Genomic DNA, 10,932 nt, shown 5'->3' with positions numbered 1-10,932 from the left:
CCCCCCCCCCCCCCCCCCCCCCCCCCCCCCCCCCCCCCCCCCCCCCCCCCCCCCGCTCCCACATCGACCGCATTGTTTATTCGGGGAGATGGGCGACGCCGTCGGCGTCGGTCATGGCACGTTCCAGCAGATCAGCGGGAAGGCTTTTGCTGGCACGGGCGCCCAGCAAGCGCAATTGCTCGGTGCGACTGACCAGGTTTCCGCGTCCATCGGTCAGCTTGTTTCGCGCAGCGCTGTAGGCCTTGTCCAACTGCTGCAGGCGGTTGCCCACTTCATCCAGGTCCTGGATAAACAGCACGAACTTGTCATACAGCCAGCCGGCACGCTCGGCGATTTCACGGGCGTTCTGGCTCTGCCGTTCCTGCTTCCACAGGCTGTCGATCACCCGCAGCGTGGCGAGCAAGGTGGTGGGGCTGACGATCACGATATGGCGGTCGAAGGCTTCCTGGAACAGATTGGGCTCGGCTTGCAACGCGGCGGAGAACGCAGCCTCGATAGGCACGAACAGCAACACGAAATCCAGGCTGTGCAGGCCTTCCAGGCGTTTGTAATCCTTGCCGGCCAGGCCTTTGACGTGATTGCGCAGGGATAAGACGTGCTGCTTGAGCGCTGCCTGGCCAATCACCTCATCATCAGCGCCCACATACTGTTGATAGGCCGTGAGGCTGACCTTGGAGTCGACCACCACCTGCTTGTCGCCCGGCAGCATGATCAGCACATCCGGCTGGAAACGCTCGCCGTCCGGGCCCTTGAGGCTGACCTGGGTCTGGTACTCGCGGCCCTTCTCCAGGCCGGCGTGCTCCAGCACGCGCTCAAGGATCAGCTCGCCCCAGTTGCCCTGGGTTTTCTGGCCCTTGAGGGCACGGGTCAGGTTGGTGGCTTCGTCCGACAGGCGCAGGTTCAGTTGTTGTAGGCGTTCAAGTTCCTTGGCCAGGGAAAAGCGCTCGCGGGCTTCGTTCTGATAGCTCTCTTCGACGCGCTTTTCAAAGGATTGAATGCGCTCCTTCAGAGGGTCCAACAGCTGCCCTAGGCGTTCCTGGCTGGTTTCGGCGAAACGCTGCTCACGCTCATCGAAGATCTTGCCGGCCAGTTCAGCGAACTGCGCGCGCAGCTCGTCCCGTGAACCTTGCAGGTCGGTGAGGCGTTGTTGATGGCTTTCCTGCTGCTCGCGCAGTTCGGCGCTCAGGGCCGCTGCCAGCGCGTCGAGACGGCGCAGTTCGGTGTCCTTGGCGCTGCGGTCGAGGTTCCAGGCGTGGGCCGCGTCGCGGGCGTTATCGCGGTCGATCTGCAACAGCTCGACCTCGCGGCGCACAGCGGCCAGATCAGCCTGCTTGGCGGCATTGGCCTGGCTCAGGTCGCTGATCTCGTCACGGCTGGCATCCAACTGGGCCGCCAGCCCTTCCTGGGCCATTTGCGCCATGGCCAGGCGCTCTTCGAGCAACTCCCAACCGCTCATGCGTGCGCTCAGGCGTTGCTGGAGCTGCCAGCACAGAGCCAACAACGGCACCGCTGCGCCAGCAAGACCCAAGGCAATACTGGTCCAGTCAAAAGCCATAGCCATTTCTGCCATTACCGAAAAAGTGCAAGGTTAACCAAGCGCGGGGCGCGAGGACAGCTCAGTCTTCGACCTGGCCCAGCTCGCGTTGGGCGCGGCGATCACCGGCGCGGGCGGCCAGGCGCAGCAGGTCGTGGCCGATGCGGCGGTCGCGGGCGTTGCCGCACTCACGGCACATCAATTGGCCCAGGCGGCTTTGGGCTGCCACCACGCCTTCACGGGCCGGCTGCTTGAGCAAGCGCCCAGCGAAGTGTTTGACGTTGGTGTTATGGCCCAGGCGCGGGCTGTCGAGCAACCACAAGGCAACTTTCAAGGAGAAACGCTTGGGGGCGGTAACAGTTTGAGGAGTGTCGGTAACAGAAGGTGATACTGAGCGAAACTTCATAAAGCACTGTGGGACAGAACGGAAGGCGCGCCACTCTACTCTTTTTTTCGCACAGGTAAAGCTGAAAAAACCCTGCACGCCCGTTCTAGAGCAAGCGCTCGGGACAATCCACAGAAGCTGTGGATAACTCAGTGGACAACCCCCCTTTAACTCTCGCAAAGGCCCATGGAATGGGGGCCGCAGTCAAACTGACGATTTTTTCACCAATAAAAAAAAGCGAGATTTTTCATTGACTTAAATTTCCATTGCAGGCAATTGGCGGCACTTCATCGCACTTGACAGCTTGGTTACACACGCCGCAACTAATGTGCACAAGTACCCACCTGATGGTTATATCATCGGCGTTTTTTGATCCGACACGGTGGAAAAATGTTACCGGCGGACCAAACCGAGGTGCTTTTCAAATTCGCGCCGGCTCGCCACACTGCTTCACCCACCACACAACCCTGTGCGACTCAATGAAAGGAATTCTGCTATTCGCCCTGCTGCTGCTGGCGGTCTGTGTGATCTCGCTGGGCATCAATGCCGTGCTGCCTTCCCCGGACGGCGCATTGTTCGCCATCGCCATCCTGCTGTCGGCCGCCTTTACTGCCGTGAGCCTGTGCATCGAGCTGGGCGAAGGCAGGATCAACGACATGCGCGATGTGATGAAGGTGGTCGAAACCGGCCAATCCCTGCGCCTGACCCTGGCCGCCTACGGGCTGGGCTGCTCGCTGGCCGCGGCAATCACGGTACTGGTCTATCGCGGGCTGCTGGGTGCCTGAATGAATTATTTTGACTAGCACACTTCCTTTCCTTGTTTCAATCCGTTACCATCCGCCGCGTTAGTACCAAGCTGAAAGTCAATTCTGGTCGAACACGTCCCCTGAACAACACGGGATCGACCACCTCGATGGTTTCCAGGTATGCCTTGCGACGACACAGCCTTTGAACAAGCAAAGGGTGTCGCGAAGTCTCAATACTCTGACCGAACCAACCTGCAAATTGATCAGGATCTTCACCCCGGGCCCAGAACCTTTGCCCCTGTTGTGTTGCCTGCCCTCCTAAGTACCTACCTGCCAGCCCAAGCGCGCCTAACTTATCAGCGCTTCAAACTGGCTGCTTTGTTCCAGTCGGGTTCTTCGTTTGATCAATGGTGATCAACGTTACTGGAACGTTTTAACGTTGCACGGTTCTTAATCCGTGTCATTTGTAGGAACACCCATAACATGAACGCTCAAATCCACACTCAGGATGCCATTCGCACCCTCACCAACGCTTTTGCACCAATGAACTGCCTGATCATGGCCGCTCGCAAAGGCTGCTTCAGCTTCACCCTGGTCAACGAACACGGCATCGCTCGTCACAGCGAACGCCTGTACCCCGATCAATACTCCAGCGCAGAACCGCTGCAGGCCGTGATCGAGCGTACCCGTCAGGCTCTGACTGCCTGACCAACCAAGGTCGCTGAAACCCAAAAACCCTGCCTGAAAAGCAGGGTTTTTTATTGCCTGAAATTCAAGGTTTGAGTTTTTGCACTAAGGCCGAATAGATATAAACGTTATAACTAAATGAGGAAGATGTTTTAAAAACAGTCCTTTACATCGCAAATATGACACTACACTTCAACTCAAGCGGCATGATCCGCTTGCGACGGGCCTGAGATCCGATCCACTGCTGCCAAGCCCCCTCTCTCAGGCCTCGTCGACCACTTTCACGGATTGAGGCTTGTATGGGTATCGCTGCCAGCGAATTGTGTCGTTATGTGATCAGGCCCACGCTGAAGTACCTGGGTCGGGATGATCAAGCGGCCGAATCCTTGCTGCTGGGCATTGCTGCCAGCCAATCGGAACTGGGCTCGGCCCTGCACGACCGGCGTGGCCATGGCCTGTACAGCATCACTGAACCTCGTCACCGCGCACTCTGGGACGACTACCTGGCCCTGGACCCCGAACGCGCCAGCCTGGTGCGGGGGCTGGCCAGCCAGCATGCCTTTCTCAGCGCGCCGCAACTTGAGCTCACCGTCAACCTGCGTTACGCCACCGCCATCGCCTGGCTGCTGGTCGAACAGCACACCCGTGCATTGCCTGCGCCTGGAGATGTTCTGGCGATGGCGCGTATCTGGAAAGAAATTTTTCATCCACAAGGAAGGCTGCGCGATTTCACTCAAGCCTGGCAAACCTGTGTTTCACCCATGAATCAGGTCACTTGTTGATCAGGCGTTTTGCAAGATTCGGCTAAAAACGTTGATTTTGGTCGGATTGTCCTACAAAACCGCTCTATCTCCTGCATTACAGCCTATAGCGCGAACTTAAATTTATTGTTACTTTCCGCAGCGGTGATCACCACGGAGTTCTAATAATGAAAAAAGTAATGCTCAAGACCACACTTAGCCTCGCCGTTGCCATGGCATCCTCCCAACTGTTCGCAAGTGGTTTCGCGCTGAACGAACAGAGCGTCAGCGGGATGGGTACGGGTTTCGCAGGTCGCTCTTCTTCTGCCGATGATGCAAGCACTGTTTACGGTAACCCTGCCGGTATGGCTCGCCTGAATGGCCAGCAAATCACGGGCGGTGTTGCGGCCATTGATGCCTCGACTGACATCAGCGACACCGGCGGCAACTCTCGCGGTTCCAACAAAGGTGACATGGTTCCGTTCACCGCGGTGCCATTTGGCTTCTACACCAACAAACTCAATGATCAGTGGGCCATCGGCTTCGGTGTCTACGCACCGTTCGGCCTGGTGACCGACTATGAAAGCGGCTTCCAGGGCCGTGGCTTCGGCAGCAAGAGCGAAGTGAAGGTCATCACCTTCCAGCCGACTGTCAGCTATGCATTCAACGACCGGGTTTCCATCGGCTTTGGTCCGACCATTAACCGGATCTCCGGTGTGCTGGAGTCGGACAAGACCCTCAACCCTGCCGTCAGCGACACCAATGTCAAAATCAAGGGTGACGATACTGCCCTGGGCTTCAACGTCGGCGTGCTGGTTCAAGCAACCGATACCACACGCGTGGGCTTGACCTACCACTCGAAGGTCAACTACAAACTGGACGGCCACACCACCGTCAGCGGTCCGGCGGCGACTCAACCGTTCCTGCGCAACAACCGTTACGACGCTTCGCTGAAAATCGAAACGCCTGAGTCCTACGATCTGTCGGTCACTCAAGACCTGACCGACGCCTGGAAACTGTACGGTGGTGCCACTTGGACACGCTGGAGCCGCCTGAAGGAAATCACCGTCAATAACGAAGGTGTGACCGCTGCTGCAGGCGGTGGCCTGGCACCAAGCCAGCTGACGGCGATCACCGAGAAACAGGACTGGCACGACACCTGGGCCTACGCCGTGGGTACTTCGTACCAGTTGACCAAACAGGTGGTGCTGCGTACGGGTCTGACGTTCGACCAGTCGCCTACCAACAACACTGATCGTTCGCCGCGCATTCCTACCGGTGACCGTACAATCTTCAGCGTGGGCCTGGGCTACAAAGTCATGGATAACATGACCATCGACCTTGCTTACTCCTACCTGAAGGAAGAAGACGTCAAGGTCAATCAGACTGCTGCCGCTCCGTCGACGGCCAGCTACCGCGCCAAATACGAAAACAGTGCCAACGGTTTCGGCCTGGGCATGACCTACACCTTCTGATTCAGACCGGTGTAAAAAAGCCCCGCTTTCCTGCAAAGGAAGCGGGGCTTTTTAGTGGTCGATGATCAGGGCTTTGAAGCCAGTGCCTGCTCAACCGCCTTGATCAGCTCCGGGCTGTCCGGCTTGGTCAGGCTGGAGAAATTGGCAATCACCTTGCCCTGGCGATCCACCACGTACTTGTAGAAATTCCACTTCGGCGCACTGGTCTGCTGCGCCAGGACCTTGAACAGATGCACTGCATCCGGGCCTTTGACCCTCTGCGGCTCGGTCATGGTGAAGGTCACGCCGTAGTTCACATAACAGACCTTGGCCGTCTCTTCGCCGGTCTTGGCTTCCTGCTTGAAGTCATCGGACGGCACACCAATCACTTCCAATCCCTGACTCTTGTAACGTTGGTACAGGGCTTCAAGACCTTTGAACTGCGGCGCAAAACCACAGAAGCTGGCGGTATTGACGATCACCAACGGCTTGCCGGCGAAGTGCTGGCACAGGTCGATGGATTCCTTGGCGCGCAACTTGGGCAGTTGGCCTTCCAGCAACGGCGGGCAATCAGCGGCCATGGCCACGCCGCCAAACGCAGCCATCAGGACGGGTACAGCGAGCCAACGCTTCAGCATGTGGGGTGTCCTTGCAAGAGTTCAGGCACTGAACTTAACAGATCGACATACCCAGTTGCATCAACGCCAACCCACCGTGCTGCCAGCCCCACCACGCGAGGAGCAGCAACAGCATGGCCGCCACCGGCAGCAGGAACCGCAATGCTACATTCATGCCGCCTCCAGTTGGGTTTGCAAGCGCGCCACCGGACGCTCACGCACCGGCCAGTTCAACGCAGCAGCGAGCAGGCTCAGCAGGATCGCCACCTGCCAGATCAGATCGTAGTTGCCGGTTCGATCATAGACCACCCCGCCCAACCAGCCGCCGAGGAACGAACCCAACTGGTGGAACAGGAACACGATCCCCCCGAGCATCGAGAGGTTTCGCACACCAAACAACGTCGCAACCGTACCGTTGGTCAGCGGCACGGTGGACAGCCACAGGAAGCCCATGGCCATGCCGAACAGGTAGGCCGTGACTTCGGTCACCGGGGCCCACAGGAACAACACGATCACCACCGCGCGCAGCAGGTACAACCCAGTCAGCAAGCGCGGCTTGGACATGCGCCCGCCCAGCCAGCCGGCGGTGTAGGTGCCGAACACGTTGAACAGGCCGATCAATGCCAACACCGTGGTGCCGACAGTCGCGGGCAGGTGTTGGTCAACCAGGTACGCTGGCAGGTGCACGCCGATAAACACCACCTGGAAACCACACACGAAAAAGCCGAAGGCCAGCAGCCAGAACCCGGAATGGGAGCAGGCCTCCTTCAAGGCTTCGCGCATCGTCTGCTGACCGACCACCACCGGCAGCGGCCGGTCCTTGAGCATGGCCACCAACGGCAGGATCAGCGCGACCATCATGCCCAGCGCCAACAGCGCCGCCGACCAGCCCAGCCAGCCGATCAAACCGAGGGTGCCCGGCACCATGGCGAACTGGCCGAAAGAACCGGCCGCGCTGGCAATACCCATGGCCATGCTGCGTTTTTCAGGAGGCACGGCGCGCCCCACCACGCCCAGAATGACCGAGAACGATGTGCCGGAAAGGCCGATACCGATCAACAAGCCGGCACTCAGGGACAACGACCACGCCGAGTCGGACATGCCCATCAACACCAGGCCTGCGGCGTACAGCACGCCCCCGACAAACACCGCCTTGGTCGCGCCAAAGCGGTCGGCCAGGGCACCGGTAAACGGCTGCGCCAGGCCCCAGATCAGGTTCTGCAAGGCGATAGCGAAAGCAAAGGTTTCGCGACCCCAGCCAAATTCGCTGCTCATGGGTGCCAGGAACAGGCCGAAGCCGTGCCGCACGCCCAAGGACAACGCCAGGATCAGCGCACTCCCCAAAAGAACCCAGCCACTGGTGCGCCACATCGAGGTCATTTCTTATTCTCCGCCGCGGGTATATACCCGCTTGTGTTCGAACAAACTCGCCTTCAAGCGAGTTCGTCCAGCAAGGCCAACAGGGTTTCGCGCTTTTCCGCGCCCAGTTGATCGATCAATTTCTGCTGTGCCGCTTCCCACGCCGGCAACGCCGCCGCCAGCCGTTCGATGCCAGCGTCCGTCAACAACACCAGACGGTTGCGCAAGTCATCACCTTCAACCATCTGCACCAAGCCCTCACCTTCCAGCACCCGCAGGTTTCGCCCCAGGGTGCTGCGGTCCAGGCCCATGGCTTCGGCCAGGCTGGAAATACTCGGCTGGTCGAGGCGTTGCAAGTTGCACAGCAAAGAATACTGGGCAACGTTGATCCCGAAGCCGTCGAGAGCGCCGTCGTAATACCTGCTGACGCCACGGGCGGCGCGACGCAGGTTTGTGCATAAACATTGGGAGGCAAGCATGGAGCGTGTATATACCCGGGATTAAGGAAATGCAAGAAAGTGTTACAGGGCCAAGCCGACCAACACTGCCACTTCCAGTAGCTCCAGCAGCGCGCCGGCTGTGTCTCCGGTGGTGCCACCGAGGCGATTGACCATCAATTGGCGTAGCCCCATGAAGCATAGGGCAGCGAGCAGCACGGCAATCCCGCCGCTGAAACCACCGATCAGGATGCACCCCAAGCCGCTGAGGATCAGCACCTGTTGACCGACAAGCCTGGGTAAATGATCCGACAGCGCCTGGCCCAATCCACCGACCCGCACGTAGCGCGTGGTGAGGAACAACGCCAACAGCGATGCGCGCCCGATCAGCGGAGCCAGGATCAGCGCCGCGCCGTTGTGTTGCTCGATCAACGCCACCAGCGCGGTGAACTTGAGCAACAACACCAGCCCCAGTGTGACCACGGCGATCGGCCCGCTGCGCGGGTCCTTCATGATCGTGAGCGTACGCTCGCGGTCACCGAAGCCGCCGAGCCAGGCGTCGGCGCTGTCGGCCAAACCGTCCAGGTGCAAACCACCGCTGAGCAGCACCCAGGCGGTCAGCAACAACGCGGCGTGCAACAACAGTGGCGCGCCCATCAGCGCCGTATTCCCCCCCCACAGCAACACACCGAACAGCAAGCCGACCACCGGATAAAACAGCAGTGAACGCCCCATTTCCCGAGGCTGCGGCATGCCCGGCAGACGAATCGGCAGGCTGCTGAGAAATTGCAAGGCGATCCAGAACGGCAGCATGTTTACCCCACTTCCTTGAGTTGACCGCCTGCCGTGACCTGTAGGCGGAACAACCCACCGTGGCCGACTTCAACATTCAGCAACTGTTCGCGAGGCAAACCCCGCGCCTGCGCCAACAGCAAACGCATGACCCCACCATGGCTGATCAACAACACACGCTGCCCGGCATACGCCTGATGCAAGCGTGCGACAGCGCCCAGGACCCGGTGGGAAAAGTCACTCACCGGCTCCCCATCAGGCGGCGTGAAGCCATAAGGATCGGCCCAGAACAGCCCGAGCCCTTCAGCATCGGTTTCCATCAACGTCGCAGCACTCTGCCCTTCCCAGGCGCCGAAGTGCAGCTCTTGCAGGTCCTTCTCCAGACTCACCGGCAGGTTCAGGCGTTCGCCCAATTCCTCGGCAAAACGCGCACAGCGTTGCAGCGGCGAGCTGACCAAACGGTCCCAGGGCCCTTGCTGCAACACGGCGGCACGCATCTGCGCCCAGCCATTGGCCGTCAGTGCGTCGTCAAGGCTGCCGCGCAGGCCGCCACCCAGTTCGGTTTCGCCGTGACGCAGCAGGTCCAGGTGCAAGGTCATGCCGGGCGGTCAGCCACGGCGGCTTCGGCGAAGGTCGCCATCTGCCCGTGCAACGCACACGCCAGGCGCAACAACGGCACCGCCAGCGCCGCACCGCTGCCCTCGCCCAGACGCAGGCCTAGTTCCAGCAGCGGCTGCGCCTCAAGGCTTTGCAGCACATGACGATGGCCCGGTTCGGCCCCACGATGGCCAAACACCAGCCACTCGCGACATGCCGGGTTCAGGCGAGTAGCGACCAACGCCGCCACGCTGCAGATAAACCCGTCCACCAGCACCACGATGCCTTCCTGGGCACAGGCCAGGTAAGCGCCGACCAACGCGGCGATTTCAAAACCACCCAGGTTGAAGAGGGTCTGCAACGCATCGCCGCGCTGCCCCGCATGAAGGGCCAATGCACGCTCGATCACCGCCACCTTGTGGCTCACGCCCTGGGCGTTCAAGCCGGTGCCCGGGCCTGTCAGGTCGCTGACCTGGCAGGCCAGCAATGCACACGCCAGCGCGCTTGCCGCCGTGGTGTTGCCGATCCCCATCTCACCGCCAATAAACAGCTGGGCGCCGCTTTCCAGCGCACGGCGTGCGCTGTCGCGGCCGGCTTGCAGGGCGAGCCGTCCTTGAACCTCGGTCATCGCCGGGCCGTTGACGAAATTGGCAGTGCCCGCACCGATGTTCAGATGGCGCACGCCCGGCAGGTTCAGCGCAGGCGTCACCGTGCCCAGATCGACCACTTCCAACTGCGCATCCAGTTGCCGCGCCAATACGCTGATGGCCGCACCGCCGGTGACAAAGTTGTGCAGCATCTGCCCGGTAACTTCCTGCGGGAAAGCCGACACGCCCTCCGCCACCACCCCATGGTCACCGGCAAAGATCGCGATCCACAGTGAATCCACCGACGGCTTGACCGTGCCCTGCAAGCCGGCCAATTGCACCGCCAAGGCTTCCAGTTGGCCGAGGGAACCGGCCGGTTTGGTCAATTGCTGCTGGCGCGCCAGCGCTTGAGCGTGCGCCGAGGCGTCGATGGTTTTGCAGGGGTTGAGCCACCAGGTGTCAGTCATAACGCAGTACCTTTCAAAGTCAGGGGCAGGCCGGCGACCGTCAGGACAACGCGCTGACACTGCTCGGCCAAGGCTTGATGCAGCCAACCGGCTTCATCCACATAGCGGCGAGTCAATTCGCCCAGCGGCACGACACCCAGACCGGTCTCGTTGCTGACAAAAATGATTTCACCCGGCAACGACGCCAGGGTGTCCAGCAGTTGGTCGCGCTCGATCGCCAGGCGCTCGCCGTCTTCGAGCATCAGCAGGTTGGTCAGCCACAGGGTCAGGCAGTCCACCAGCAGGCATTGCCCAGCGGCTGCGTTTTCCCGCAGGACGCGCGCCAGTTCAAGCGGTTCTTCGACCAGGCTCCAGTGGTCGGGGCGACGCTGGCGATGCAGCGCGACACGCGCATTCATCTCACCATCCAGGGGCTGGCTGGTGGCGATGTAGGTGACCGGCAGGCCACTGTCGCTGGCGAGTTTTTCGGCCAGGCGGCTTTTGCCGGAGCGGGCACCACCCAAAATCAGTTGATGCATGCTGCAAACCTG

At 60.4% G+C, this 10,932-nt stretch carries 13 protein-coding genes; 4 read left to right on the top strand and 9 right to left on the bottom strand.

The window, feature by feature from the left end; all coding sequences use genetic code 11:
* Positions 1–76: 76 nt before the first annotated feature.
* Both AC07OV_RS15920 and AC07OV_RS15915 read right to left on the bottom strand, forming a co-directional pair.
* Positions 77–1,555, bottom strand: a complete 1,479-nt coding sequence (locus AC07OV_RS15920) for a DNA recombination protein RmuC (protein WP_372339899.1) — start codon at positions 1,553–1,555, stop codon at positions 77–79.
* 61 nt (positions 1,556–1,616) lie between these two features.
* A complete protein-coding gene (locus AC07OV_RS15915) occupies positions 1,617–1,940 on the bottom strand; it encodes an SEL1-like repeat protein (protein WP_025855837.1) in 324 nt (107 codons plus the stop codon).
* A 458-nt stretch (positions 1,941–2,398) separates the two neighbouring features.
* Between AC07OV_RS15915 and AC07OV_RS15910 the strand changes: the two genes are divergently transcribed.
* From AC07OV_RS15910 to AC07OV_RS15895, 4 genes are all read left to right on the top strand, one after another.
* Positions 2,399–2,704: a hypothetical protein gene (locus AC07OV_RS15910; RefSeq protein ID WP_176996220.1), complete on the top strand. Its 306-nt coding sequence runs from the start codon at positions 2,399–2,401 to the stop codon at positions 2,702–2,704.
* Between the two features lie 444 nt (positions 2,705–3,148).
* Positions 3,149–3,373, top strand: coding sequence for a hypothetical protein (locus tag AC07OV_RS15905; protein WP_005790139.1), 225 nt, complete (start codon positions 3,149–3,151; stop codon positions 3,371–3,373).
* A 278-nt stretch (positions 3,374–3,651) separates the two neighbouring features.
* Positions 3,652–4,134 carry a hypothetical protein gene (locus tag AC07OV_RS15900; protein ID WP_176996221.1) on the top strand — a complete coding sequence of 161 codons (483 nt, stop codon included), beginning with the start codon at positions 3,652–3,654 and terminating at the stop codon, positions 4,132–4,134.
* Between the two features lie 146 nt (positions 4,135–4,280).
* Positions 4,281–5,567 (top strand): OmpP1/FadL family transporter, encoded by a 1,287-nt coding sequence (locus AC07OV_RS15895; protein ID WP_494997550.1) that lies wholly within the window; start codon positions 4,281–4,283, stop codon positions 5,565–5,567.
* 65 nt (positions 5,568–5,632) lie between these two features.
* Here the strand turns inward: AC07OV_RS15895 and AC07OV_RS15890 are convergent, their stop codons facing one another.
* From AC07OV_RS15890 to cobU, 7 genes are all read right to left on the bottom strand, one after another.
* Positions 5,633–6,184 carry a glutathione peroxidase gene (locus AC07OV_RS15890; protein WP_495092545.1) on the bottom strand — a complete coding sequence of 184 codons (552 nt, stop codon included), beginning with the start codon at positions 6,182–6,184 and terminating at the stop codon, positions 5,633–5,635.
* A 150-nt stretch (positions 6,185–6,334) separates the two neighbouring features.
* Positions 6,335–7,543 carry an MFS transporter gene (locus AC07OV_RS15885; RefSeq protein ID WP_494997552.1) on the bottom strand — a complete coding sequence of 403 codons (1,209 nt, stop codon included), beginning with the start codon at positions 7,541–7,543 and terminating at the stop codon, positions 6,335–6,337.
* A 53-nt stretch (positions 7,544–7,596) separates the two neighbouring features.
* A complete protein-coding gene (locus AC07OV_RS15880) occupies positions 7,597–8,001 on the bottom strand; it encodes a MarR family winged helix-turn-helix transcriptional regulator (RefSeq protein WP_494997553.1) in 405 nt (134 codons plus the stop codon).
* 42 nt (positions 8,002–8,043) lie between these two features.
* On the bottom strand, positions 8,044–8,772 hold the full coding sequence (locus tag AC07OV_RS15875; protein WP_495092544.1) for an adenosylcobinamide-GDP ribazoletransferase: 729 nt from the start codon (positions 8,770–8,772) through the stop codon (positions 8,044–8,046).
* 2 nt (positions 8,773–8,774) lie between these two features.
* Entirely contained in the window at positions 8,775–9,350 is a 576-nt protein-coding gene (gene cobC, locus AC07OV_RS15870; RefSeq protein ID WP_495092543.1) for an alpha-ribazole phosphatase family protein, read from the bottom strand.
* Entirely contained in the window at positions 9,347–10,402 is a 1,056-nt protein-coding gene (gene cobT / locus AC07OV_RS15865) for a nicotinate-nucleotide--dimethylbenzimidazole phosphoribosyltransferase (RefSeq protein WP_495092542.1), read from the bottom strand. The genes cobC and cobT overlap by 4 nt, the downstream gene beginning before the upstream one ends.
* Positions 10,399–10,920, bottom strand: coding sequence for a bifunctional adenosylcobinamide kinase/adenosylcobinamide-phosphate guanylyltransferase (gene cobU, locus AC07OV_RS15860; protein ID WP_495092541.1), 522 nt, complete (start codon positions 10,918–10,920; stop codon positions 10,399–10,401). The genes cobT and cobU overlap by 4 nt, the downstream gene beginning before the upstream one ends.
* Positions 10,921–10,932 lie beyond the last annotated feature (12 nt).

This window comes from Pseudomonas sp. GW821-FHT09A09, from assembly GCF_059418405.1.
The sequence above is the reverse complement of the archived record's forward strand: the minus strand, read 5'-3'. Positions and strand labels throughout refer to the sequence as shown.